Source organism: Flavobacterium ginsenosidimutans, assembly GCF_003254625.1.
In the GTDB taxonomy this organism is placed as follows: Bacteria; Bacteroidota; Bacteroidia; order Flavobacteriales; family Flavobacteriaceae; genus Flavobacterium; species Flavobacterium ginsenosidimutans.
This window is the reverse complement of record NZ_QJRJ01000075.1, coordinates 225,709-250,203: the sequence shown is the minus strand read 5'-3', so window position 1 is coordinate 250,203 and position 24,495 is coordinate 225,709. Positions and strand designations below refer to the sequence as shown.

Sequence of the window (24,495 nt, the reverse complement as noted above, 5' to 3'; positions counted from 1 at the left end):
ATTTTGGAATTTGTTTTTTTGGAAATTTGAAAATTTTTAAAAGTCGGGTGTTATTATTTTTTTGAAATTTAAATTTCGATTGATTTTCAATCAATAAAGATATATTTATATTGTAATTCCCATGGCTCTTAAGTAACAATAAGTTAAGAAAGCGTGGGTTTTATTTGTTTAAAGTACAAAACACATATTTATGGCATTAAGGCGAGTTGTTGTAACAGGATTAGGTGCACTTACTCCTATTGGAAACAATATTCAGGAATATTGGAATGCACTTGTGAATGGGGTTAGCGGAGCCGCTCCGATCACATATTATGATACCGAAAAGCACAAAACGAAATTTGCCTGCGAAGTAAAAAACTTCAATATTGAAGATTACATGGATCGCAAGGAATCTCGTAGATTAGATAAATTTGCACAATATGCAGTTGCTGCCAGTGATGAAGCTATTAAAGATGCTGGAATTACAAATGATAACGTAAACAAACAAAGAGTTGGTGTTATCTGGGGAGCAGGAATTGGAGGTTTAGAGACTTTCCAAGAAGAAGTATTGTATTATGCAAAAGGAGATGGAACTCCAAAGTTCAATCCTTTCTTTATCCCTAAAATGATTGCTGATATCGCTCCTGCGCATATTTCTATGCGTAATGGCTATATGGGACCAAATTATACTACGGTTTCTGCTTGTGCATCTTCTGCAAATGCATTAATCGATGCTTTCAACTACATTCGTTTAGGAATGTGCGATGTTATTGTTTCTGGTGGTTCTGAAGCTGCTGTAACAATTGCTGGTATGGGAGGATTTAGTTCAATGCACGCATTATCTACAAGAAACGAAAGCCCAGAAACAGCTTCAAGACCTTTCGACGCGACTAGAGATGGTTTCGTTTTAGGAGAAGGAGCAGGAGCTTTAGTTCTTGAAGATTACGAGCATGCAAAAGCTAGAGGAGCAAAAATCTATTGTGAAGTTGGTGGCGGAGGTATGTCTTCTGATGCTTATCACTTAACTGCACCACATCCAGAAGGAATTGGGGTTATTGCAGTAATGGAAAATACATTGAGAGATGCAGGAATGACGCCTGATCAAGTTGATCATATCAATACTCACGGAACTTCTACTCCATTAGGAGACGTTGCTGAGTTAAAAGCGATTAGCAAAGTTTTTGGTGAACATGCTAAAAACATCAACATCAACTCAACAAAATCAATGACAGGACACTTATTGGGTGCGGCTGGAGCTATTGAAGCAATTGCTTCGATCTTGGCAATGCAACACGGAATTGTTCCTCCAACGATTAACCATACAGTTGTTGACGAAAATATTGATCCATCTTTGAACCTTACTTTAAACAAACCTCAAAAAAGAGAGGTAAATGTTGCAATGAGTAATACATTTGGTTTTGGTGGACACAATGCTTGTGTATTGTTTAAAAAACTAGCTGATTAATTTTCTGTATATGAATATTATCAAAAAAATATTTTCTAAATCCCGTTCTCTAGAAGACGGGATTTTTTTTGACACTATTCAGAAAATTCTTGGTTTTCCGCCTGCAAATATTGATTTTTATAGGAGAGCATTCACACATCGCTCTTCAAATAAATTAGATCAGAATGGACATCCTATTAATTATGAACGTTTAGAATTTTTAGGAGATGCCATGTTAAGTGCTGTTATTGCGGCACATTTATTTAATAAAGCTCCAAATGGTGACGAAGGTTACCTGACTAAAATGCGTTCAAAAATTGTGAGTCGTGAACATTTGAACGAGTTAGGTAAAGATTTAAATTTAGTACAGTTTGTAGAAAGTAAAGTGCCAATTCAGCATTTTGGAGAAAACATTCATGGTAATATTTTCGAATCTTTAATAGGTGCTATTTATTTAGATAAAGGCTATTCTTTTTGCGAGAGATTTATTCAAAAAAGAGTAGTTACGCCTTATGTCGACATTGCTCGATTAGAAGGAAAAGTTATTAGTTATAAAAGTCTTGTTATCGAATGGTGCCAGAAAGAAAAAAGAGTTTTTCATTATGACATTTTCGAAGATAATGGGATAGACGGTCAGCGTTTATTTGGTGTCAAGCTTAGTATTGATGATAAAGTCGTTGCGAGAGCGAGAGCAACTTCAAAAAAGAAAGCAGAAGAAAAAGCATCGCAGAGAGCTTATTTTGCTTTTCAAGAAAAAATTGACAAGAAATAGCTGCAAAAATGTTGTAACTATCACAATGCTATAACGTTTTCGTTTATAATTTAACAAAACAACCATGTCATAACTGTTGACGCTCCGTTTAGAAATAGTATATTTACAACTTGATTTTTCAAGGGATGGCTATTCATAGATTGGATTTAGACGAATTTGACGAAGTTGATTATTATTTAATGGCAATTCATACTTCATTAGAAGATTATAGATTAGCCTATTTTATTAATAAAACCCTTCCAATTAACTTAAGTAAGAGCAAAAACGAGATCCATGCTCAAACTAAGGAAGGTGAAGCAAATTTTTCTAGATTCTATTATTATGATGAAGAAAAAGCTGTTTCCTGGAATTTAATTCAGAATAAAAATGAAATCATTTCTGTGAGTACAAATGATTTTCAGAATTTGTTTTCTAATGAAACAAGTGAGGTTTCGACAACAATTCATTTACTTCCTGAATTTAAAAAAGTCGATTTTTTCCTGAAAATTGATAATAGCGAAGAGGCGCTTAATTTTTCAGAAATTCAACAAAAACTAAACACAATAGAAAGTATTGCGGCTATTTATGCTGTGGATACAGATAAGATAAAATCAAAAAACAATCTAATTTTTTAAAAAAAATGCTAACAAACAAGAAAACCAAAATTGTTGCTACACTTGGGCCCGCTTGTAGTACAAGAGAGATCATTAAAGATATGATCGATGCAGGGGTTAATGTGTTTAGAATCAATTTTTCGCATGCAGATTACGAAGGAGTAAAGGAAAAAATTAACATTATTAGAGATCTAAACGAAGAGTTTGGTTACACAACAGCAATCTTAGGAGATTTGCAAGGACCAAAACTTAGAGTTGGTGTAATGGAAGAAGGAACTGTTGTAAATGATGGTGATGAAATCACTTTTACAACTGCAGAAGATATTATCGGAAATGCAAAAAAAGCATTTATGAAATATCAAAATTTTCCAAATGATGTAAATGTTGGAGAACGTATCTTGCTTGATGATGGTAAACTTATTTTTGAAATAGTTTCTACAGATAAAAAAACAGAGGTTGTTGCTAAAGTTATTCAAGGAGGAGAATTAAAATCTAAAAAAGGAGTTAATCTTCCAAACACAAAAATTTCTTTACCAGCTTTAACTGAAAAAGATATTGCAGATGCGATTTTCGCAATCGAGCAAAAAGTAGACTGGATCGCACTTTCATTCGTGAAAACGCCTCGTGATTTACAAGACTTACAAGAGTTAATCGCGAAGCATTCTGAGGTTAAAATTCCAATTATCGCTAAAATCGAGATGCCAGAAGCTCTTGAAAATATGGACAAAATTGTTGCATATTGTGATGGTTTAATGGTTGCTCGTGGAGACCTTGGTGTTGAGCTTCCAGCTCACGAAGTTCCATTGGTTCAAAAAGATTTGATCCGTAGAGCTAAAACTGCTAGAATTCCTGTTATTGTTGCTACACAAATGATGGAAACAATGATTACAAGTTTAACTCCAACAAGAGCAGAAGTAAACGACGTTGCTAACTCAGTAATGGATGGTGCAGATGCTGTAATGTTGTCTGGAGAAACTGCTACAGGAAATTATCCAGTACAAGTAATCCAAAGAATGGCTCAAATTTGTGAGGCTGTTGAGAATTCACCACTTATCCAAGTTCCTCAAAACACTCCACAAATTAAAACAAACCGTTTTGTGACTAAAACAGTTTGCCACCAAGCAGCTTTATTAGCTAATGAAATTGAAGCTAAAGCTATTTGTACTTTAACAAACAGTGGTTATACAGCTTTCCAAATTTCAGCTTGGAGACCTTCAACTTCTCATATTTTAGTATTTACTTCAAACAAAAGAATCTTAACACAATTGAATTTATTATGGGGAGTTAAATCTTTCTATTATGATAATGAAGTTAGTACAGATGATACTGTAACAGATGTAAATAAAATTGCTGTTGAAAAAGGATATGCACAAACAGGAGATTATTTGATTAATCTTGCTGCAATGCCAATTAAAGAAAAAGGAATGGTTAACACGATGAGAGTTTCTCAAATCGACTAACAATTTTTTATTTAAATATAAAGCCACTTATTTTTAAGTGGCTTTTTTTGTTTTAATACTTTTTTTAAATCTAAATTTATTTTCCCTTACTTCGACATTTTGTCTTTTAGAGGATATTTTACCAGTCAATTTTCTGATAATATGATAAAAGTTTGACTGAAAAAGACTATATTTTTGTTTCATTTGACTATATTTCTCAAAAATAGTTACCCCAAAAAAACTTTTAAACCATTATTTCCTCTTTTTTCTTCATTCTTAAGATAAAATTGTAACTACTTAATTTTCTGATGTTTTCATATGTTTCATTTTATAAAATGAAACATTTTGGTGCAAATTCTCAAATTTTGTTGTTTCATATTATAAAATGAAACAAGCTCTTGCCGTTTAAATACAATTGTTCGCTCTTTTATTAGTTAATTTTGAGAGACTTAAGAAAAAGTTAAAAATATTTTGTTTCAGATTTTAAAATAAAATGAATTTGAAACACATCAAAAAGATGCAACCTGACTTAAGAGTTTTTTTTTTGAAAGCTTGCAATGTTCCCATTTATTTTTTTGGATTTTCAAACTCATATAAATAACGAGAATTACTAACGAATTTTTTTATCATGAAACAAATCAAATTAAAATGCGGAGTTACAAATACCTTTAGGGTACTAGCGTTACTATTTTTTTCTGGAGTTTCTGTTACAGCTCAAAACAAAAAGCCAAACATTTTGGTGCTTTGGGGTGATGATATTGGAACAACTAATATAAGCGCCTACAGCGATGGACTTATGGGATATACGACCCCCAATATTGATCGCTTAGCTAATGAAGGATTACGATTTTTACATTATTATGGAGAACAAAGCTGTACTGCAGGACGTGCCGCTTTTTTAACGGGACAGCACGGTCTTAGAACAGGACTGACAAAAGTTGGTTTCCCAGGAGCGCCAATGGGAATGAGTCAGCTAGATCCTTCTATAGGTGGTATTATGAAAAGCTTAGGATATGTTACTGGGCAATTCGGTAAAAACCACGTAGGAGATCGAAATGAAAGTTTACCAACAGTTAATGGTTTTGATGAGTTTTTTGGAAATCTGTATCACTTAAATGCAGAAGAAGAACCAGAATTGCCGGATTATCCAAAAGATCCTGAATATTTGAAAAAATTTGGACCAAGAGGAGTATTGAAATGTACAGCAACAAATGTTGATGATGCAACCACAGATCCTCGATTTGGGAGAGTAGGTAAGCAAAAAATTGAAGACACTGGAGCACTTACTAAAAAAAGAATGGAAACTGTAGATGATGAAACTTCTGCCGCAGCTATTGATTTTATCAAGAGACAAAACGCTGCAGGAAAACCATTTTTCTGCTGGTTTAATGCGACTCGTATGCACCTTCGTACTCACGTAAGAGCAGAACACAGAGGAAGATACACACATGGTGATAGCGAATATATTGATGGTATGATCGAACATGATGAAACTATCGGTAGTATTTTAAAAGCATTAGACGATTTAGGAATTGCTGACAATACTATTGTTGTTTATTCTACAGATAATGGACCTCACATGAATACATGGCCTGACGGAGCAATGACACCATTTCGTTCAGAGAAAAACACTAACTGGGAAGGAGCCTTCCGTGTACCATGTATTGTACGCTGGCCAGGACATATCAAACCAGGAACAGTAACTACTGAATTGATGAGCCATAACGATTGGATTCCTACATTTGCTTCAATTGCAGGAGAACCAGATATTGTAAATAAACTTTTAAAAGGTTATAGCGCTAATGGGAAAACTTATAAAGTGCATTTAGATGGTTATGACCAAAGTAAATTTTTAGAAGGGAAAACAGCGAAAAGTGCCAGAGATAAATTCTTCTATACAGATGATGATGGATTATTAGTTGGTTTAAGAGAAGGAGATTATAAATATGTTTTTGCTGAACAGCGTTTAGAAGGAACATTAGGTGTTTGGGCAGAACCTTTCACTAAACTTCGTCTTCAAAAAATATTCAATCTATATCAAGATCCTTTTGAAAGAGCCGACATCACTTCAAATACTTTCTGGGATTGGCAAATGAACCATGTGCAATTAATGTATGGAGCAATTCAAGATGTAGTTGTATTTGCTGAAACATTTAAGGAATATCCACCAAGATCAATTCCGCCAAGTTTCTCTGCTTATACCATTATGGAAGAAGCTATGAAAGATATCAAAGCTCAAAAGTATATAGAGAAAAATGTTCTTCCTAAATTAAAAGAGGAAGAAGAGACAGCTTCAAAAAAGAAAAAATAAATAATTCAAAAAGAGATTCAGACTGACAACTCTGAATCTCTTTTATAACATACAAACATCATGAAAAAAAGTATCTATATATTATCTCTGGTGGTTTTGTTTCTCTTTTCCTGTAAAAAATCTGACACTTTAACTTCTCCAGCAGAAAATAAACAGACAGAAACGGCTGTAAGTAGCGATCCGTTGCCAAGCTGGAATGATGGAGCTTTAAAAAGTGATATTATTGCCTATGTTGAGAAAGTAACCAAAGAAGGAAGCCCAGATTTTATTCCAGTTGAAAATAGAATTGCAACTTTTGATAACGATGGAACACTTTGGGCTGAAAAACCATATGTTCAAGAACTTTTTGCTTTTTATAGAGTAAAAAAAATGGTAGAAGCCAAACCAGAATTAGCACAAAAACAGCCTTTTAAAGCAGTAATCGAAAAAGATAAAACATTCTTTGAAAAAGGAGGCGATAAAGCACTTATAGAACTCGTTGCTGCAACGCATACCGGAATGACCGAAGATGAATTTGAAACTTCAGTTAATGACTTTTTTAAAAGTGCACAGTATCCGGGTAAAAATGTTCCGGTAAAACAAATACGTTATCAGCCACAATTAGAACTGCTTAATTATCTCCGTGCCAACGGATTCAAAACCTATATAGTTACAGGCGGAACAATCGAAGTGGTAAGAGCAATATCTCAGGACTTTTACGGAATTCCAAAAGATCAGGTAGTGGGAACTTCATTTAAATATAAATATGATGGGACCAAAAATGCCGTACAGCGTGAAGCGGCTCTAGATCATTTTAATGATAAAGAAGGAAAACCTGTTGGGATTCAATTGCACATTGGGCAGCGACCTGTTTTTGCCTGCGGTAACGAGGGCGGAGCTGGTGATATCGCAATGCTGCAATATTCTCAAGGAAATAAATACCCATCATTTCAATTACTGGTAAATCATAATGATTCAATAAGAGAATATAAATATCAAGAAAAAGATAATGCTTCTCTAAATATTGCTGCTAAAAACAAGTGGCATGTTGTTGATATGCAAAAAGACTGGAAAAAAGTTTTTTCCGACAATTAGGTTGAGTTAGTTAGAATTAAAGTGAAACAACTTTATTGGTTGGTTGTTTCATTTTGATTTTAAAAGAGCATTTATAAATTCTAAAATGGGAAAACCTATGAAGCTTCATAAAGTTATCAGATCACTTTTATTTGCAGTCTGTTTAATCTTAAGTTTAAACTCTTATGCTCAGGAAGAAGAACAGAAAACAGGAAACAGCGCACAAGAACTCGCTGATAAAATGGCAAATCCTGTGGCAAGTTTAATTAGTGTTCCGCTGCAAAATAATCTTACTTATGGAATTGGAGCTTATAATGGATCAAAATATCAGATCAATATACAGCCTGTTGTTCCTTTTAAATTAAGCGAAAATTTAAATTTAATTACGCGTTATATTCTTCCAGTTGTAGATCAGCAGGATGTTACAGGAGAAAATACACATGAGTTTGGTTTAAGTGATGCAACGGTAACGGCATTTTTTGCCCCTAAAACAAAAGGAATTATTTTAGGAGCTGGCCCCGCTTTTTTAGTGCCAACGGCTACAGAAAAATTGTTAGGAACAGAGAAATTTGGAATTGGCCCGAGCGTTTTGGTAATGCATCAGGGAAAAGGACTTTCGATAGGTTTTTTAGCTAATCAAATCTGGTCTGTTGCAGGAAATGCAGATAGAGCAGATTTCAATCAGTTTTACACACAAATATTCTTAACGCATAGTTATAAAAGCGGTGCAAGTTTAGGAATCACTTCAGAAATTACTCAAAACTGGCAAGGAAATACAACCCTTATTACGGTTAGCCCAAATGTTGGTGCAATTACAAAATTAGGCGGTCAGACTATGCAATTTGCTGTTATGCCTTTAATTCCGGTTGTGGGTCATTCAAATATAAGACCAGATTGGGGATTAAGAGCGGTCGTTGCCTTTATATTTCCACAATAATAAAAGAAGTTTAAACGGTCTCTTTAATTTTATCTATCGGAATTATGGAAGAAGATTTAAAACATACAGCCGAAACCGCATTTAATCCGATAGCATCAAAGGCAGAACGTTATCAAAAAGGAGCTTCGATTAGAAAGAAAATACCTTTGGTGAAACATCAGGAATGGAATTCTTTTAAAAACCGCAAAAATCCAGTAGATATTTTAATTCAGACCAGCGAAGGAAGAGTTGAAAGTTTGTTGCCAATTCGGTATAGAAGAATGATGGAATCTCCATTTTCATTTTACAGAGGCGCTGCTGCTATCATGGCTGCCGATTTGGCTCATACTCCAGTATCTGGAATAAATCTTCAACTTTGTGGTGATTGTCACTTGATGAATTTTGGCGGATTTGCAACTCCAGAACGTAAATTGGTTTTTGATATTAATGATTTTGATGAAACTTTTCCAGGACCTTGGGAATGGGATGTAAAAAGACTCGCAGCCAGTTTTGTGATTGCTGGGCGATGGAGAAAATTTTCCAATAAAAATTGTAAAGAATTTGCATTGAACGTTGCAGATAGCTACAAAAGACATATGCTAGATTACAGTAAATTATCGGCGCTTCAAATCTGGTATGCTGATATTGATTTGGCAGAATTGATCGAATTAGGTCGAGACAAAGAATTTAAAGAATTTGACCAGAAAAGAATTAAAAAAGCATCAGAGTATACGGCTCATGAAAAAGAGTTTGCAAAGATGACTTATTTTGATGGCGCCAGAGCTCGCATAAAAGATGATCCGCCATTGATATTCCATCCAAGCGGAGAACTTGAAAAACAAGTGGCTAAAGAGGGTGAAATTATCCATAATAGATATTTAGAATCGCTTTCAGAAGAAAAGCAGATTTTGTTAAGCCGATACATGCTTCAAGATATTGTCATAAAAGTAGTTGGCGTAGGCAGCGTTGGAACATTGTGCGGTATTAGTCTGTTAATGTCGGCAACTGGAGAACCTATTTTTTTACAGTTTAAAGAAGCTCGAAAAAGTGTTTTGGAAGGAAATGTAAAAATAAAAGGAAAATACAGCCATCAGGGCGAACGGATTGTAATGGGACAAAAGCTAATGCAATCTGCCTCGGATATTTTTCTGGGCTGGACAGACGATAGTAAAAATAGGTTTTTCTATATCCGTCAGCTTAGAGATGCCAAAGTAAAACCAGTTCTCGAAGTGATGAAACCTAAAAACATGGCAGAATATGCCAAAGCCTGCGGATGGGCGCTTGCGAGAGCTCATGCTCGCTCGGGAGATCCTTCGGTAATTTCAGGTTATATTGGAGATACAGATGAATTTGCAGATGCCATTTCGGAATTTTCGGTTTTATACGCCAATCAAAACGAATCGGATTATAATAAAATGCTGGAGGCAATAAAACATGGAAAACTGCCTATTTCAGATGAAATCTAATTCTATGAATCAAAAGAAAATAGAAATTAGTATGTAGTTGTACAAAGTAAAATAAACTTTAAAAAAGGAACGAAATATACTAGAAAACGGCAAAGTAAGATTTTATTTATTTAATACTGTTAATTAAATAAAATGATTTATCTTTGAGAGTAAGCTAAGTAATTGTTTAGTAGATGTTTGTGTCGAATAGGCGATTATTAATGCACGCTTTGCCCCCCGTTCAAGATTTTTACGATTTTAATACATTCGAGTTAAACTGATTTAATTATTAATTTAATAAATACCACAACATGAATATTAAAAGAACAAATCTTCGCCTTATCCCAATTTTATTTTTGGGTTTAATTTACAGCTGTTCTCCAACTGTAAAAGTAACGACCGATTATGATCATGCTGTTAATTTCAGCGAATACAAAACATTTGCTGTTTATGATCTAAGAGCACAGGAAGGTCAGGTAAATCAGTTAAATGTTGATCGTGTAGCAAAAGCAATCCGAAATGAAATGCTTGCTAAAGGATTTACAGAATCTTCTAATCCAGATTTAAAAGTGAATGCTGTTTCCATCTTAAAAAATAAAACTTCTGTTAGTGCCAACACTAACTTTTATGGATATGGCGGAATGTATCGCCCTTATGGATATTGGGGCGGTGGCGCTATGATGGGTGGTGCCAATACGACATTTGATACTTATGACTATGTTGATGGTTCATTAGTAATTGATATTGTGTCTACAAAAACGGATAAGTTAATTTGGCAAGGAATTGGAAATGCCGAAATTGACAGTAAACCAGACAATCCGGAAGAATTTATTAACGGTGCAATCAAAAAAATACTTACAGGTTTCCCTCCGGGAGCAGATAAAAAATAATTAATATAAAGTAAAGCTGTTGTACTTGCCGGTCTTTGGCAAGTACAATTCTTTATGGTTACACGCCCCTTCTCGTACTCTATTTTTAAGATTTTAAGAAAAATATTTACTCAGTTAAGCTTAAAAAAATGATCGATATATTACTCTCACTTTTCTTTTTCATAGCCACAATTGCGGGGCTAGCTACATCAATTATGGTTCTTTTTTCCAGAAAAAACTATTCTAAAAGTTTCTTTTTGGGAATGTTTTTATTGAGTTTGGCGGTAGTAAGTATCTACAATTTTTATCTCTCGGCCAACTTATTTAAAAATTTCCCAGATCTATTTACCATTACAAAAGCGTTTATATTTTTAACCGCGCCATGTTCTTTTTTATATGTTAGAAATATTTTATCACTTAATAAAAGTTTTAGAAAATACGATTGGCTGCATTTTGTGCCTTTCATAATTTATTTCGTTTTAACGTTGGTTGTTTATGTTGGAAGTCATACCAATATAAAGGCTGTCGATTATATTTCAAGATTAATCAAAAATCCATTTTCTGTTTTAACATTGACGATTTGGCTTTTCTATGTATTTTTTCAAACCATGTTGATTTTAAACTATGATCTGAAAAAATTTAGAGGAAATCAATTTCATCGAATTAAAGTAATTAACTGGATTAGAGTTTATAACCTTATGATTTTGTTCTTATTTTCGGCGCTTTTTGTTCATCATTTTTTACTGAGAAAAGTTGAAGCCACAGATCTTTCGTGTTACGTACTCATTTCTTCTGTTTTATTTTTTACTGTTGGATGGCTGTATTTCAAACCACAGATTTTTCATGACGAAGAAGAAACATTTGACTTTGTTGTAGATAATACAGTATTGGTAAAAACAAAAGAAACCAAAACTGTTATTCCAATTGCGAATGAATTAACGCTTGAAAAAAGAGAAGAATACCTTCTAAAATTAGACTATGTTTTAAACTCGAAAAATCTTTTTCTAAAGAAAGATTTCGTAATCAGAGATCTATCTGACGAAACGGGAATATCTGTACATCATTTGTCCAATTTAATTAATTCTGAATTTGGACTTCATTTTCAGGATTATGTTAATTTGAAAAGGATAGAATATTTTAAAGAAAAAATAAACGATCCAGAATGGAAAGATTTATCGCTGGAAGGAATGGCGTGGGGTTCTGGTTTTAAATCCCGTACAACCTGCTTTAGAGCCTTTATAAAGCATACTGGAAAATCTCCTTCAGAGTATTTTAAAACCATTCGAATAAACCCAGATCGAACAGGCGCTTATTATTTTAAATAAAATTCTTCGCATAAATATTAGCGACGGTTGTAAATCTTAATTCATCTTAAAACATTTCGATATGATAGAAAAGATTAATAATTCGAAAAAAGTATTACGATCAATTTTGACAGTAATGTCACTACTGCTTTCCTTATATGGTAATGCACAATTAAAAGGCGGACATATTCTTGGCGCAATGGGACTTCAATCTGGAACTCAGGCTCCTGAAAAAACCTTGAGCGTGTATATTCCAGGATATATTTATACAGCATCTTCATTGCGAAACGGCAACGGAGATAAAATTGGAAATCCAGATATTACGATGTTTATAACAGGTGTTGGAGCCAATTATGTGAGTGATTTTAAAATTTTAGGAGCCAATTACGGAGCTACAATTTTATTAGCTGGAGCTTCAAATACCATTCAAGGAAGTTATGTCGATTCACAAAGTGATTTTGCTTTTACAGATATGTACGTGCAGCCCGTTCAATTAGGCTGGCACAACAAAAGAGCCGATTTTGTTTTCAGTTATCAAATGTATTTGCCAACAGGGAAATACGACCTTGGCGACAGCAACAATAGCGGTTTAGGAATGTTTATGAATGAGTTTTCTGCAGGAACAACTTTATATTTTAATGAAAAGAAAACATTTCATTTTTCTGCATTGGCAGCTTATGAAATCAACGGAAAAAAGAAAGATACCGACATTAAAACAGGAGATATTTTAAGTGTTGAAGGCGGTTTAGGAAAAACATTCTATTGTATGAATGCCGAAAAAACGGCTCCAAAAGGCATCTTAAATGCGGGTTTAATTTATTATCTGCAATACAAATTGACAGAAGATAAAATACCTGTTGGAACAGGTATTATTATAGAACCAGAAAAAGACAGAGTTGGCGGACTCGGAGCCGAAATCAATTATTTACATCTTAGTAGCATGACTTCGGTGGGTTTTAGATGGGTTGGAGAAGTAGATGCAGTAAATAGATTTCAGGGAAATACTTTTTTTATAACGCTGGCGCACGTTTTCAATTTCAATAAAAAATAATTTCTGAGTTTATTCTAAGAGATTTCAGGTTTTTGAGATGAGGTAATTTTAAATATAAAACGATAACATTCTTATATGAAAAACAAAAAGCCAACATCAAAAATAATACTCTTTTCGCTTTGGATGTTATTGTCATTCAGTTTTTTAAATGCACAAAAACACCAAGTTGTTTTTAAAGATTCTCTAGACGGTGCTTTCGATTTGAGTGATTTTCTTATCTACGCCAACGGATTTATAGTAGTGCCAACTATTATTACAGAACCAGCTGTTGGAGGTTTTGGAGGTGCAGTCGCGCCAATTTTCCTTAAAAAAAGAGCCCCAGTTATTGAAGAAGACGGAACAAAACGTTTTGTAAATCCAGACATTACAGGAGGAATCGGAATGTATACTGCCAACAAAAGCTGGATGGGTGGAGCTTTTCGTTCTTCAACACTTGTTAAACCTAAAATATTATATCGTGTTTTCGCGGCTTATGGCGACATGAATTTATCATTTTATGCCAATAATTTACCTAATCAGGCAGATCAGGAATTTAAACTCAACTTTAAATCGACCATTTTTTATACACAATGGCTCAAACAATTTAAGAACGCAAAATGGAGCGCAGGTCCACAATATCTGTTTTTAAACTCAAAAATAAACCTGCCCGATTTTAATCTTCCGCCACCATTTGTAGATCCAAAAGATATTAAAAGCACCATAAGTCAGCTTGGAGGCGCAGTGCAGTTTGACGGACGTGACAATATATTTACACCAGACAAAGGGATAAGGGTTCAGGCCGATTTTTTCTGGTCAGATAAAGCACTTGGAAGCGATTACCAAGCTTGGCGTATTAATTTATCTACAATAGGCTATTATCCATTGGCTAAAAAACTAATTGGCGGACTAAGGATTGAAGGGGAGCAGGCGTTGGGAAGTCCGCCTTTTTATTTAAAACCTGGAATCAATTTACGAGGAATTCCCGCAGCGAGATACATGGGAAACACCAGTATTGTTGCCGAAGGCGAATTAAGATGGGATGTCTACAGACGTTGGAGCGTTATGGGATTTGGAGGTCTCGCAAGTGCGTTTGACGATTGGGACAAGGCTTTTGCAAAACCCGTTGTTTACAGCTACGGAAGCGGTTTTAGATACCTCTTAGCCAGAAAGTTCAAACTTCGTATGGGAGTAGACATTGCAAAAGGCCCAGAAGATTGGGCGTACTATATCGTTTTTGGAAGCAATTGGATGCGATAAACAAAGACGCAAAAAACTTGTAAGAAGTTAATTTATAAAATAATAACCCCAAAAAACCTTAATAAGCCATTATTGAGGTTTTTTGTATTAAATGTCTTAATAATTCTAGTCGTTAAGAAAATATTAACAATTAAACATCACACAAATTGTATAATATTTAATTGTTTTGTAACAAATTAGAAACAATGGAGACTAATTTTGTTAAATCTTAAACATAAATTATGAATACATTTTCATTCAAATCAGTGTTTGCAGCTTCAGTATTTTTAGCTGGAACAGCAGGCTGTTTTGCGCAAGACGTATTAGTGAACTCACTTAAACTAAACGCGAGCGACAAAAGTAAAGAGAACTTCAAATTTACAGAAGTAATTAATCTAGGAACAACATCAGTAAAATCTCAAGGATCATCTGGAACTTGCTGGAGCTACTCGACAAACTCATTCTTAGAGTCAGAAATGATTCGTTTAGGGAAACAGCCAGTTGAGTTATCTCAAATTTATTCTGCAAGAAACGTGTATGTTGAAAAAGGGGTAAACTATGTTCGTATGCATGGAGCAATTACTCTTGGAGACGGTGGAGCTTTGCACGATGTAATTAATATGTATAAAAAATACGGAACTGTGCCAAGAGAAGTTTATACAGGATTAAACTACGGAACAGACAAAAACAAATTTGCTGAAATGGGCGCTCTTATCGAAGGTGTTCTTACAGCAGTGGTTAAAAACCCGAACGGAGAATTAACTCCAAACTGGCAAAAAGCTTACGCAGCAGTTATTGATTCTTACTTAGGAAAAGTGCCAGATAACTTTAACTACAAAGGAAAAAACTACACTCCGCAATCTTTTGCTAAAGAAGTAGTAGGAATTAACCCAGATGAGTATGTAGAAATGTCATCTTTTACAAATGCTCCATATTACCAAAAAACAACTATGATGGTGCCAGACAACTGGTCATTGGATCAAGTTTACAACGTAAAATTGAACGATATGACAGATGTTATCGACAACGCACTTAAAAAAGGATATACTGTAGCTTGGGCAACAGATGTTAGCGAGAAAAGCTTTAGCTGGAAAAACGGGGTAGCTTATGTAACTTCTAAAAAATTTGACGATATGACTGCAGAAGAAAAAGCAGACATGTTTAACGGACCAAAAGCAGAACCAGAAATTACTCCAGAAATGCGTCAGGCTGCGTTTGATAACTACACTACAACAGACGACCACGGAATGCACATTATTGGTCTTGCAAAAGATCAAACTGGAAAAGAATACTATATCGTAAAAAATTCTTGGGGAGAAACAAACGACTACAAAGGTTTCTTGTTTGTAACTAAGAACTTCGTAAAATATAAAACTACTGCATTACTAGTAAACAAAGGAGGAATTCCTGCTGAAATTGCTAAGAAATTAGGGGTTTAAAACGTATCGATTTTATGAAAAAAAAGCAGTATTACTTAAAAGTAATACTGCTTTTTTTATTTGCAAAAACAAAAAAAAACGAAAAATCTTATAATTTTACTGCTTTTTAAAAATATAAAAGATAATGGATATAAATGGACTACTTAATGAAATAAAAATAGAAGAAAATCTTCTGTCAAATCATGAAATTCTATTTCAAAAAATAAAGAATGATTCAGATTGGAATACTGAAATTAAGGCGAGAAAAACAGTTAGTTATGGTGTTCCTTATAATTATTCTAATATATCTTATCCGTTTATAGAGTTTCCTGATTATATATCTGAAACAGCTTCTTTAGTTGAAGAAAGGCTTAGTTTTTCAATAAATAATTGTTTGATTAATTATTATGAAAATGGAGAGTCAAAAATGGGTTTTCATTCCGATCAAGTAGATATTCTTGCAGATAATACTGGAGTTGCCATTGTTTCATTGGGTAATAAAAGAATAATACGATTTAAAAGTAAATTAGATCCATATAGTATTCTTGATATTTCGCTTTATCCGAATAGTTTGTTCTATATGACTCAATCCGTTCAGGAATTTTGGCTTCATTCTATTTTGCCAGAAACAGGAAATAATGCTGCAGAAAGAATAAGTATTACTTTTAGAAAGTTGATTTCTTGATTTTAAACAAGCAATTGAAGTTATAAATAAATTAGGGGTTTAACTAACCTTAAAGTTTTAAAGAAAATAGAAAAGCGCCGTAATCTTAGGATTGTGGCGCTTTTTTCTTGATTCTATGGAATTATATTAGGTATTAAATTTTTTAAATAATCAGGTACATAATTTATCGATTGGATTTTTCCTGATTCAATAGATAATACGTAAGAAGGTTGTTGTTCATATGCGGAAGAATCATATATGTCAACATAATCAAAATAATCGAAAAATTTATTAAGATTATCATATCCATCTTTATATCGTCTTTCAATTTCTTTTTCCGGAACAAAATGACCTCCATTTTCAACACGTATAGCAACTCTTTTCTTTGCTTCTTGGATAGAATTTAGACATAGAAAAATAAGCTGTAAATCATATCCATTATTTTTAAATATATCAGGCCAGTGAAGTGGAGTTGAATTGAAATTAGTTTCATAACAAAAACTAGATTTGTTGCCGATAGCTGTTTTAACTTGATTTTCTAATTCAGTAAAGGCTAATCTATGAGCCATTTCTCCTCTTATATCTGAATCGAATAAAGAGCTATAAAATTTTAAAAAATAGAAATCGTAATCAAAAGGAGTAAAATTTTCAGGAGAAAGTACTTTAGAAAAAGTAGATTTTCCAGAGCCATTGCATCCGGCAATGACTGTTAAAATAGGTTTAGACATTCTTGAATTGAGGAGCTACTGGTGGATTTTTTTGATCTTTTCCCAAAGCTATGTTTCTTTCATAAACAGCCACTTGCTTCTTTACAGAAGGCATAACTTTACTCATTTGCTTTAAAGCAAATTGTACTCTTTCGGATGTGTTAGAAATATCTTTCATAATGATGCAAATTTACAAAAAACAAATTAAAGATGTATATAATGTAAACCTCATGCTGTTTTTAGATCACTTCCCCTTCATCAACTTCTCCAAATACTCCACTTTATCTTTTTCAGCCTGAACCAAACGCTCATAAAGTTCCACAATTTTATCAATTGGGTTGAAAGTGCATTCTAGAGCATTTGCATTAACAATACTATCAGTGATAGCGTTGTCATATACATTATTGAAATAATTAACGACACCTTCATCTGAAAAACTTTTTATTGAATCAGCCGAAACACCCAAAGCTTCTGCAATAACGTTTAGTTTTTCATCGTCAAGCGTTTCGCTTCCCTCAATATTAGAAATCGTCTGTTGGCTCATACCAATAGCAATGGCAAGTGCTTCTTGTTTCATTCCTCTAAGCTCACGAATGCGGCTTATGTTTCTCCCTATATGTTTTGGTTTTGTTGCTGTGCTCATACTTCAAAGATATTAAAAATCCTTAAAAATTAGGATAATAGTAAAACACTATCTTTTTTGGTGAATTACTAAACCTAATGTTTTGTTAGAATGGATTCTATTGTTTAATTCGCTCAAACAAAAATACAATTTTTCGTACAATAATTATTAAAAACCAAAACAGTAAATATAAACGCCATGACAACACAAAATGAAAACAATGCAAGCGAGAATAAGGTAATAGCATCTTTGTCCAAATTTGTATCAGATATTTGTTTCGATGGAGATTTTAGAAACCATCCTGAATACTTAAATGAAATTTTCGAACACCTTCTTGAAACAGAACCAGGAAACAGTCTCCCTTTACGAATTAAAATGCTGAGTTGCATTAGAACGAGTAAAATGCTCGTAAAAGCCTTAGAACCATTCACAGACGAAGAAATCCATAAAGCTTGTACGGAAAATAGGAATTATTAAGCGGAAATAGGCATTTAAACGTTTTTTAGGGTTTTTAAAAGGCGATTAGGACATCGAGAAGAGATATTGCGTAACTTTATGTAAGTTTTAAGTCCTGGCATTTAATTTTAATGATTAATCATGAAAAAGTATGGAGCAGTTTTAAGTACACTTGCATTCGTATTTTCTCTTCACTGTCCTGCCCAGCGCACCAACACTGCCTCCGCTTCATCAGCAAAAGGAAACACGATATTATTGACGGATAATCTTGCAGGTAGAGATCTTGTTATAAAATCCTATTATGTAGAAGAAAGAATTAATAAGCTTTTTGGGGGAAGAATTATAACCTATGAAGTTTCAAAACTGGATATGGTCGATACTTACGATTTAGGTCCAAATAACACCAGAACTGTAATCCCGATATATGCAAAACCAAAACATCTCATAGTTCCTAATGCTATACCGGCAAAAGCTCCTTTAGAAGATGTAAAAACACCTTTAGTACCCGCCCAAACAGCACTTACAGCTTCTGTTCCAAAATCAAAATCGATTAATATTGATGTAATAAATACTTATGGAAAAGTAATCGACAAAGGTTACAAAACAGTCGAAATGCTAAGAAAAGTTGCCGATCGACTTTATTTTGATGGAAATCTAACCGAAGCCGCAGGTTATTATACGCAGTTATTTGAGCTAACTTCAGATTTAGAAGTAATCTATTTTTATAGATATGCTCAATCTCTAAAAGCCATTAACGAAACTGAAAAAGCAGAGGCTTTAATGAAAAGATTCAAAAGCGAAACGCTAGCTGTTAAATAGTTTTTTTCTTAACCGCAAAGGCACAAGGTTTTACGCAAAGTTAGCAAAGTTTGATTATTAAAAACTTTGCTAACTTTGCGCTTTCTTAGCGTCTTTGCGGTTAAAAAACAACAACATAAGGAAGCTTTTTCCGTAATCAGGAAGGCTTCATCGAAAAAAGGTATTTTAACGTTTTTTCAAGTTAGTTACAGAGATTGTTAAAGTGTAACACGCTGAATCATATATATTTAATAAAATTTTTAGCCAGACCACTAATTTTATTGAACTGTTTATGAAAAAGTCCAGAGTGTTTTTCAGCGCATTTTTATTAATAATTTACCTCAATTGTTTCGCCCAGAAAAAAGAAAACACAACAGTTTCGACAGCAAAAGGGCAGACCATATTATTGACAGACACTCAGTCGGATGAAAATCTGGTTATAAAATCCTATTATGTAGAAGAAAGAATCAATAAACTTTTTGGCGGAAGAATTATAACCTACGAAGTTTCCAAACTTGAAATGGTTGACACTTACGATTTAGGTCCAAATAACACCAGAACGGTGATTCCGAGATATGTAAAAAGAAAAGACAAAACAATCGCTCCAGTTGAATCTCCAAAAGCCAAAGAAGAGCATTTATTAACCTCACTCAAACCTGTTGAGGTTGCTATTTCGGCTCCTGCCAAAGAAACGAAATACACTAGTGTAGATGTAACAGGCACTTACGCTAAAGTATTAGAGAAAGGCTATCGAACTCCAGAAATGCTACAAAAAGTAGCCGACCGACTTTATTTTGAAGGTAATTTTAATACCGCAGCGAGTTATTATGAACAGTTGCTTAATTTGGTCAAAGATCCCGATGTTATTTACTACTACAGATATGCTCAATCCTTAAAAGCAATCAATCAATTAGAAAAAGCAAATGCTTTGATGAAAAGGTTTAAAAGCAAAACTTTGGTTGTGAAGTAGTTTTTTTGCTTGCGAAGTTTTTTTAACCGCAAAGAACGCTAAGAAGGCGCAAAGGTCGCAAAGCTATTTTGATGCTGAGTGTTACCAAAATCTAAATATTAAGTTCACAGAGCTTTGTGTATGTATAGCTTTGTGAACTTTTTTTATTTTAAGTTTTAGCCTGATTTCTTATTTATAGTTATAGCCAATGGTTTTAACCATTGAGATATAAAGAGAGACTATTATTCGTTTCCCGTGGTTGAAACCACGGGTTATGTTTGATATTCTACACGAATAAAACTTTGCGAATTTTATCTAAAGAAGCAGTTTTGTCATTTCGACCGAAGGGAGAAATCACACACGCAGATCGGCAAAGATTGGAAATATACTTTGTGGAGTTTCTAGTGCGATTTCTCCCTTCGGTCGAAATGACAATTTTGTAGACCTTTGCGAACTCTTGCGGTTCCTATTAAGTCTTGCATAAAAAAAACTCTTAGCGTCCTCTGCGTAAAAAAGAATTTGGGCAAAAAAAAAGACGATCAATTTGATCGTCTTTTTTTAAGCTCCCCCTCTTGGGCTCGAACCAAGGACCCTCTGATTAACAGTCAGATGCTCTAACCAACTGAGCTAAGGAGGAATCACCTTAAAAGGTTAATATGTTTGCTAAAAAAAGTTGCTCCCCCTCTTGGGCTCGAACCAAGGACCCTCTGATTAACAGTCAGATGCTCTAACCAACTGAGCTAAGGAGGAAGTTGTTGCTCTTTTTAGCGAGTGCAAATATAAAACTATTTTTAGTTTCTCAAAAACATTTTCACTCTTTTTTTGACTTTTTTTTACTTGCCAACAATTGCCTTGTAAATGTCGTTACCATTAGCAAATAGTAGTAGTGAAATAAGTAAAACAAAACCAACCATTTGCGCATTCTCTAGGAATTTATCGCTCGGTTTTTTGCCACTAATAATTTCATACAATAAAAACATCACATGTCCACCATCAAGTGCTGGAATTGGCAATAAATTCATAACTCCAAGCATAATTGACAATAAAGCTGTGATTGACCAGAATACTTCCCAGCTCCAAGAACTAGGGAAAATGTTGTAAATCGCAGCAAAACCACCCACTTGTTTGTAAGCTTTAGTTTCTGGATTAAAAATCATTTTCAATTGTTTTCCGTAACCTACTAATTGATCTTTTCCTTTTTGAAGACCAACCGGAATAGATTCGAAGAAACCATATTCTTTTGTGCTTATTTTATAATAACCTAGTTTTTCTAATGATTTCATGTCTAAACCACCAGGTATAACTCCCAATTTTCCTTCATTATTAACTTTTAAAGTAATTGGAGTTTCTTTAAAATCACGTAAAACAACTGCAGGAATTTCTTTTCCTTTATTAGCTAATAAAACAGCTTTTGCCTCGTCAAAATATTTAATCTTTTGTCCATTAAGAGAAAGAATCAAATCTTTTGCCTTCAAATTCTGATTAGCAGATTCTTCTGTAACTTTTCCAATAGCATAAGGTCTGCGGATATCGATAAGCATTCCTTTTTCTGTTTTAGAAAGCTGGTCAACAAAATCTGTTGGCATAGTAATCGTTTGCTGTTGTCCGTTTCTTTCAATCAAAACGTGTTTTGCCATGATCACATTCATGTTCATGTCACTATCAAAATTTTCTACAGCTTTTCCATCAATAGAAATAATTTTATCACCAGTTCTAAAACCAGCTTTAAGCATAGCAGGATTTTCAATTGCAACACCATCTTTTAAGTCAGCATTAGCAATATACGTATCTCCATAAGCAAATGCCATACCTATATATATAATAAAAGCCAAGATAAAGTTTACCGTAACACCACCAAGCATAATAATTAAACGCTGCCAAGCTGGTTTTGTGCGAAATTCCCAAGGCTGTGGAGGCAGAGCCATTTGCTCTTTGTCCATACTTTCATCAATCATTCCAGAAATTTTCACATAACCACCAAGAGGAAGCCATCCAATACCGTATTCTGTTTCTCCTATTTTCTTTTTGAAAAGTGAATATTTAACATCAAAAAACAAATAAAATTTTTCGACTCTGGTTTTAAACAATTTAGCAGGGATAAAATGCCCTAATTCATGAAGAATAATAAGTAAAGATAAACTCAATAGAAATTGAGAGAGTTTGATAACTATATCCATTTTTTGTTTTTAATTCGTATTTAACGCACAAAAGTAGCGTTTTCTATTTTAATATAAGTGTGCAATATAGTGTTTAAGATTTTAAATGTTTGTTAATAATTATATTAGTTTTTATTAAACAAAAAAGTAAATCTCAATTATTGCATTAGTACTTCATTCCATGAAAATGTTACAAAATGTCCTATTCTGATATTTTTAAAACTTATTGGGGAAGGTTTTTTAAAATTTCAATTCTAATTTCATTTTTTTAAGCTTATAAGATTATTCTTAAGTAGTTAACAAAACTATTTTGAATTTCTTAAAGACTTTTTTGTTTTATTAATTTTTTACAGTGAGAATATGAATTTTATTAAACAAATTGAGAGAATAAAAGAAATGCACAAATTGATTTCTGGAGAAAAAACAGGCTCTCCTCTGGCATTTGCAAGAAGGTTATGTTTGAGCCGAAGCCAGTTTTACAACGAGCTAGACCTAATAAAAGAACTCGATGCTCCAATAAAATATTGTAAAAAAAGAGAGACATTTTATTATGAAACTCATTTTGAATTGATTTTGAATTTTTCCCTTAAAACAATAAAAGATGATGAATCTAAAGAAATTTTTGGAGGTTCTAACTTCCGTCCAAGTTTATTGGACGGAAGTCTGATAAGTTTGCTGTAACAAAATGCTTCTCGAGAAAATGAATTTTGTTGAGTTTATTAACATTTAAAATTTGAATTATGAATTTAGAAGAATTGAATTTGGTTGAGCTTAATGCTCAAGAGATAAAAGAAGTCGAAGGAGGAATTTGGTTAGTTGTTCTTGGAGCGATTGCAACTGCTTGTATTGCTGATTGGGATAATTTTGAAAGAGGTCTTAAGGGACTGCCTTGTAAAGACTAAATCATAAATGTAAAATTTTTAAGAATAGAAAATTATGGAAAAACAATATCAAAAAACTGAAAAGAAAAGAATAAAAAGAAATTTTATAAAAATTATAATTTTTATTTCATTGCTATTTGTTTTTTCACAATGGGATTTTATCGAAAAATTTATTAGAAGTCTTTTTTAACTAAAAATAATTAAATATGGAAAATATAACAGAATTAACAATAGAAGAAGCAAGAGAAATTAGTGGAGGAGTAACATTTGCTTACAGAGTTGGAGAATTTATAAGATTCTCAGGTCATGCATATTTGTCGGGCATCTCAAATGCTTACGATATGGTTTATTCTTGGTAAATCACAACTTTTTTTAGATGAGAGATTGTTAAAATTCCTCATCTAAAAACTTAATAATCAGGAAGTTGAAGGTGGAATTCTACTAGTTATACTTGTGGATATAACGATCATAGGTATCGCACATGGTGTTGGATATGCATAGGCTATTTATATCACATTAATTAATTTATTTATGGAAATGTCATCGGAATTAAAATCAATAATAATTACTATCTACATTTTAGGGTTCTCTTATCTGTGTGGATATGTTATTGGGCAATTTTTAAATTAAATTTCAGCTCTAAACCAATAAACAAGAAAGTTGATGTTTTAAATGAGGGATCTAAAACTCCCTCATTATAAATATTGTATGAAAGAAAATGGGATAATAATTTAATGTATTTATACTTGTTTTGTTTGGATTTTGTGTTTCTGTTTTTGTAATAGTCACTAGTACTTTGTTTTCATTAAATAATTGTTAAGCATACTTATACAGCGAAAACAATAAAACAGCAATAAAATATTATAAGTTATTTAATGATTTTTATTTTTCCAGTTGCATTCCTTTTCTTTTTAGTAGTTCATAAAATTAATGAGGAATTTGATAGAAATAAAACTCATGAGACGATTAAGGTTTAGTATTTATGATCATTTATATGGAAACAAATAAAGATTCAATTTTAAGAAACATTAAATATTTGTCAGATTTTTTATCAGCCTTATCAAAACAGAAACCTTTAGACGTTGAAGACATTGATAATTATATTAATGAGTTTACAGAATATCATTTTAGGCTGTCTTTAAAATTAATTTTAGAAAAGGAGACAGAAAAAATAATCGAAATAATTTCTGGAAATGTTGATTACGAAAATATTAAAGATTTTGCAGATCTTTTACATTTAAGAATTTCTGTCGAAATGAACAAAAATGACAAAAAAGAAATGTCGGGAAAAATTATTCAATTATATGAGATTTATAATAAAATGTCTAAAACCTATTCTTTTGAAAATCAATTAAAAATGAATGAATTAAAAAAATATGGGAAGTAGAAAATTTAAAATAAATATTAAGTTAGAAATTATTGTTACAGTAGCAGCATTTGTGATTTTTACATA

At 33.0% G+C, this 24,495-nt stretch carries 25 protein-coding genes and 2 tRNA genes; 21 read left to right on the top strand and 6 right to left on the bottom strand.

All coding sequences use genetic code 11. The features are described from left to right. Window positions 1-190 precede the first annotated feature (190 nt). The 14 genes from fabF (at window position 191) to DM444_RS10625 (ending at window position 16,494) form a co-directional block, all read left to right on the top strand. The gene (gene fabF, locus DM444_RS10690; RefSeq protein WP_111286412.1) at window positions 191-1,444 is read left to right on the top strand and encodes a beta-ketoacyl-ACP synthase II; all 1,254 of its coding nucleotides are present in this window, start codon (window positions 191-193) and stop codon (window positions 1,442-1,444) included. A gap of 10 nt (window positions 1,445-1,454) precedes the next feature. Further along, window positions 1,455-2,195 (top strand): ribonuclease III, encoded by a 741-nt coding sequence (gene rnc / locus DM444_RS10685; RefSeq protein ID WP_111286410.1) that lies wholly within the window; start codon window positions 1,455-1,457, stop codon window positions 2,193-2,195. Between the two features lie 125 nt (window positions 2,196-2,320). Further along, window positions 2,321-2,809, top strand: a complete 489-nt coding sequence (locus DM444_RS10680) for an IPExxxVDY family protein (RefSeq protein WP_111286408.1) — start codon at window positions 2,321-2,323, stop codon at window positions 2,807-2,809. A gap of 5 nt (window positions 2,810-2,814) precedes the next feature. Further along, entirely contained in the window at window positions 2,815-4,248 is a 1,434-nt protein-coding gene (gene pyk / locus DM444_RS10675; protein WP_111286406.1) for a pyruvate kinase, read from the top strand. A gap of 607 nt (window positions 4,249-4,855) precedes the next feature. Further along, window positions 4,856-6,538 carry an arylsulfatase gene (locus tag DM444_RS10670; protein ID WP_111286404.1) on the top strand — a complete coding sequence of 561 codons (1,683 nt, stop codon included), beginning with the start codon at window positions 4,856-4,858 and terminating at the stop codon, window positions 6,536-6,538. 60 nt (window positions 6,539-6,598) lie between these two features. After that, window positions 6,599-7,612 (top strand): HAD family hydrolase, encoded by a 1,014-nt coding sequence (locus DM444_RS10665; RefSeq protein ID WP_111286402.1) that lies wholly within the window; start codon window positions 6,599-6,601, stop codon window positions 7,610-7,612. A 97-nt stretch (window positions 7,613-7,709) separates the two neighbouring features. Then, a complete protein-coding gene (locus tag DM444_RS10660; protein WP_111286456.1) occupies window positions 7,710-8,528 on the top strand; it encodes a hypothetical protein in 819 nt (272 codons plus the stop codon). A gap of 44 nt (window positions 8,529-8,572) precedes the next feature. Continuing rightward, complete coding sequence (locus DM444_RS10655) at window positions 8,573-9,973, top strand: DUF2252 domain-containing protein (protein WP_111286400.1); 1,401 nt, start codon at window positions 8,573-8,575, stop codon at window positions 9,971-9,973. Between the two features lie 290 nt (window positions 9,974-10,263). Then, window positions 10,264-10,842, top strand: coding sequence for a DUF4136 domain-containing protein (locus DM444_RS10650; protein ID WP_111286398.1), 579 nt, complete (start codon window positions 10,264-10,266; stop codon window positions 10,840-10,842). Between the two features lie 128 nt (window positions 10,843-10,970). Beyond that, window positions 10,971-12,146 carry a helix-turn-helix domain-containing protein gene (locus DM444_RS10645; protein ID WP_111286396.1) on the top strand — a complete coding sequence of 392 codons (1,176 nt, stop codon included), beginning with the start codon at window positions 10,971-10,973 and terminating at the stop codon, window positions 12,144-12,146. Window positions 12,147-12,207: 61 nt separating this feature from the next. Next, on the top strand, window positions 12,208-13,176 hold the full coding sequence (locus tag DM444_RS10640; protein WP_111286394.1) for a SphA family protein: 969 nt from the start codon (window positions 12,208-12,210) through the stop codon (window positions 13,174-13,176). Window positions 13,177-13,251: 75 nt separating this feature from the next. Further along, a complete protein-coding gene (locus DM444_RS10635) occupies window positions 13,252-14,412 on the top strand; it encodes a BamA/TamA family outer membrane protein (protein ID WP_111286392.1) in 1,161 nt (386 codons plus the stop codon). Between the two features lie 221 nt (window positions 14,413-14,633). Further along, on the top strand, window positions 14,634-15,830 hold the full coding sequence (locus tag DM444_RS10630) for a C1 family peptidase (protein ID WP_111286390.1): 1,197 nt from the start codon (window positions 14,634-14,636) through the stop codon (window positions 15,828-15,830). 124 nt (window positions 15,831-15,954) lie between these two features. Further along, window positions 15,955-16,494, top strand: coding sequence for an alpha-ketoglutarate-dependent dioxygenase AlkB (locus DM444_RS10625; protein ID WP_111286388.1), 540 nt, complete (start codon window positions 15,955-15,957; stop codon window positions 16,492-16,494). A 113-nt stretch (window positions 16,495-16,607) separates the two neighbouring features. Here DM444_RS10625 and DM444_RS10620 read toward each other — a convergent pair whose 3' ends face one another. From DM444_RS10620 to DM444_RS10615, 3 genes are all read right to left on the bottom strand, one after another. Further along, window positions 16,608-17,201 (bottom strand): zeta toxin family protein, encoded by a 594-nt coding sequence (locus DM444_RS10620; RefSeq protein ID WP_111286386.1) that lies wholly within the window; start codon window positions 17,199-17,201, stop codon window positions 16,608-16,610. After that, the gene (locus tag DM444_RS23625) at window positions 17,194-17,358 is read right to left on the bottom strand and encodes a hypothetical protein (protein ID WP_162614952.1); all 165 of its coding nucleotides are present in this window, start codon (window positions 17,356-17,358) and stop codon (window positions 17,194-17,196) included. The genes DM444_RS10620 and DM444_RS23625 overlap by 8 nt, the downstream gene beginning before the upstream one ends. Before the next feature lie 66 nt (window positions 17,359-17,424). After that, window positions 17,425-17,823, bottom strand: coding sequence for a helix-turn-helix domain-containing protein (locus DM444_RS10615; RefSeq protein ID WP_111286384.1), 399 nt, complete (start codon window positions 17,821-17,823; stop codon window positions 17,425-17,427). A gap of 177 nt (window positions 17,824-18,000) precedes the next feature. Here DM444_RS10615 and DM444_RS10610 point away from each other — a divergent pair, with 177 nt between their 5' ends. The 3 genes from DM444_RS10610 to DM444_RS10600 all read left to right on the top strand — a co-directional run bounded on the left by DM444_RS10610 (window position 18,001) and on the right by DM444_RS10600 (window position 20,026). Then, on the top strand, window positions 18,001-18,279 hold the full coding sequence (locus DM444_RS10610; protein ID WP_111286382.1) for a hypothetical protein: 279 nt from the start codon (window positions 18,001-18,003) through the stop codon (window positions 18,277-18,279). A 120-nt stretch (window positions 18,280-18,399) separates the two neighbouring features. Beyond that, the gene (locus DM444_RS10605) at window positions 18,400-19,077 is read left to right on the top strand and encodes a hypothetical protein (RefSeq protein ID WP_111286380.1); all 678 of its coding nucleotides are present in this window, start codon (window positions 18,400-18,402) and stop codon (window positions 19,075-19,077) included. 271 nt (window positions 19,078-19,348) lie between these two features. Next, window positions 19,349-20,026: a hypothetical protein gene (locus DM444_RS10600; RefSeq protein WP_111286378.1), complete on the top strand. Its 678-nt coding sequence runs from the start codon at window positions 19,349-19,351 to the stop codon at window positions 20,024-20,026. Between the two features lie 542 nt (window positions 20,027-20,568). Here the strand turns inward: DM444_RS10600 and DM444_RS10595 are convergent. The 3 genes from DM444_RS10595 to rseP form a co-directional block, all read right to left on the bottom strand. Further along, window positions 20,569-20,642 (bottom strand) — tRNA-Asn (locus tag DM444_RS10595). A 39-nt stretch (window positions 20,643-20,681) separates the two neighbouring features. Continuing rightward, window positions 20,682-20,755 (bottom strand) — tRNA-Asn (locus DM444_RS10590). A gap of 83 nt (window positions 20,756-20,838) precedes the next feature. Then, complete coding sequence (gene rseP / locus DM444_RS10585) at window positions 20,839-22,182, bottom strand: RIP metalloprotease RseP (protein WP_111286376.1); 1,344 nt, start codon at window positions 22,180-22,182, stop codon at window positions 20,839-20,841. 339 nt (window positions 22,183-22,521) lie between these two features. Between rseP and DM444_RS10580 the strand changes: the two genes are divergently transcribed. The 4 genes from DM444_RS10580 (at window position 22,522) to DM444_RS10570 (ending at window position 24,429) form a co-directional block, all read left to right on the top strand. Then, complete coding sequence (locus DM444_RS10580; protein ID WP_239455657.1) at window positions 22,522-22,842, top strand: hypothetical protein; 321 nt, start codon at window positions 22,522-22,524, stop codon at window positions 22,840-22,842. 59 nt (window positions 22,843-22,901) lie between these two features. Further along, a complete protein-coding gene (locus DM444_RS10575; RefSeq protein ID WP_111286374.1) occupies window positions 22,902-23,063 on the top strand; it encodes a class IIb bacteriocin, lactobin A/cerein 7B family in 162 nt (53 codons plus the stop codon). Window positions 23,064-23,248: 185 nt separating this feature from the next. Next, entirely contained in the window at window positions 23,249-23,401 is a 153-nt protein-coding gene (locus tag DM444_RS23620) for a hypothetical protein (RefSeq protein WP_162614951.1), read from the top strand. 635 nt (window positions 23,402-24,036) lie between these two features. Further along, window positions 24,037-24,429 (top strand): hypothetical protein, encoded by a 393-nt coding sequence (locus DM444_RS10570; RefSeq protein ID WP_111286372.1) that lies wholly within the window; start codon window positions 24,037-24,039, stop codon window positions 24,427-24,429. Window positions 24,430-24,495: the final 66 nt, after the last annotated feature.

Excerpts from the sequence above, each read along its gene's own strand:
- pyk (WP_111286406.1), top strand. The coding sequence starts at position 2,815 with ATGCTAACAAACAAGAAAACCAAAATTGTTGCTACACTTGGGCCCGCT.
- fabF (WP_111286412.1), top strand. The coding sequence starts at position 191 with ATGGCATTAAGGCGAGTTGTTGTAACAGGATTAGGTGCACTTACTCCT.
- DM444_RS10645 (WP_111286396.1), top strand. The coding sequence starts at position 10,971 with ATGATCGATATATTACTCTCACTTTTCTTTTTCATAGCCACAATTGCG.
- DM444_RS10610 (WP_111286382.1), top strand. The coding sequence starts at position 18,001 with ATGACAACACAAAATGAAAACAATGCAAGCGAGAATAAGGTAATAGCA.
- DM444_RS10630 (WP_111286390.1), top strand. The coding sequence starts at position 14,634 with ATGAATACATTTTCATTCAAATCAGTGTTTGCAGCTTCAGTATTTTTA.
- DM444_RS10670 (WP_111286404.1), top strand. The coding sequence starts at position 4,856 with ATGAAACAAATCAAATTAAAATGCGGAGTTACAAATACCTTTAGGGTA.
- DM444_RS10620 (WP_111286386.1), bottom strand. The coding sequence starts at position 17,201 with ATGTCTAAACCTATTTTAACAGTCATTGCCGGATGCAATGGCTCTGGA.
- DM444_RS10625 (WP_111286388.1), top strand. The coding sequence starts at position 15,955 with ATGGATATAAATGGACTACTTAATGAAATAAAAATAGAAGAAAATCTT.
- DM444_RS10615 (WP_111286384.1), bottom strand. The coding sequence starts at position 17,823 with ATGAGCACAGCAACAAAACCAAAACATATAGGGAGAAACATAAGCCGC.
- DM444_RS23620 (WP_162614951.1), top strand. The coding sequence starts at position 23,249 with ATGGAAAATATAACAGAATTAACAATAGAAGAAGCAAGAGAAATTAGT.
- DM444_RS10580 (WP_239455657.1), top strand. The coding sequence starts at position 22,522 with ATGAATTTTATTAAACAAATTGAGAGAATAAAAGAAATGCACAAATTG.
- DM444_RS10655 (WP_111286400.1), top strand. The coding sequence starts at position 8,573 with ATGGAAGAAGATTTAAAACATACAGCCGAAACCGCATTTAATCCGATA.
- rnc (WP_111286410.1), top strand. The coding sequence starts at position 1,455 with ATGAATATTATCAAAAAAATATTTTCTAAATCCCGTTCTCTAGAAGAC.
- DM444_RS10640 (WP_111286394.1), top strand. The coding sequence starts at position 12,208 with ATGATAGAAAAGATTAATAATTCGAAAAAAGTATTACGATCAATTTTG.
- DM444_RS23625 (WP_162614952.1), bottom strand. The coding sequence starts at position 17,358 with ATGAAAGATATTTCTAACACATCCGAAAGAGTACAATTTGCTTTAAAG.
- DM444_RS10660 (WP_111286456.1), top strand. The coding sequence starts at position 7,710 with ATGAAGCTTCATAAAGTTATCAGATCACTTTTATTTGCAGTCTGTTTA.
- DM444_RS10665 (WP_111286402.1), top strand. The coding sequence starts at position 6,599 with ATGAAAAAAAGTATCTATATATTATCTCTGGTGGTTTTGTTTCTCTTT.
- DM444_RS10635 (WP_111286392.1), top strand. The coding sequence starts at position 13,252 with ATGAAAAACAAAAAGCCAACATCAAAAATAATACTCTTTTCGCTTTGG.
- DM444_RS10570 (WP_111286372.1), top strand. The coding sequence starts at position 24,037 with ATGGAAACAAATAAAGATTCAATTTTAAGAAACATTAAATATTTGTCA.
- rseP (WP_111286376.1), bottom strand. The coding sequence starts at position 22,182 with ATGGATATAGTTATCAAACTCTCTCAATTTCTATTGAGTTTATCTTTA.
- DM444_RS10605 (WP_111286380.1), top strand. The coding sequence starts at position 18,400 with ATGAAAAAGTATGGAGCAGTTTTAAGTACACTTGCATTCGTATTTTCT.
- DM444_RS10650 (WP_111286398.1), top strand. The coding sequence starts at position 10,264 with ATGAATATTAAAAGAACAAATCTTCGCCTTATCCCAATTTTATTTTTG.
- DM444_RS10575 (WP_111286374.1), top strand. The coding sequence starts at position 22,902 with ATGAATTTAGAAGAATTGAATTTGGTTGAGCTTAATGCTCAAGAGATA.
- DM444_RS10680 (WP_111286408.1), top strand. The coding sequence starts at position 2,321 with ATGGCTATTCATAGATTGGATTTAGACGAATTTGACGAAGTTGATTAT.
- DM444_RS10600 (WP_111286378.1), top strand. The coding sequence starts at position 19,349 with ATGAAAAAGTCCAGAGTGTTTTTCAGCGCATTTTTATTAATAATTTAC.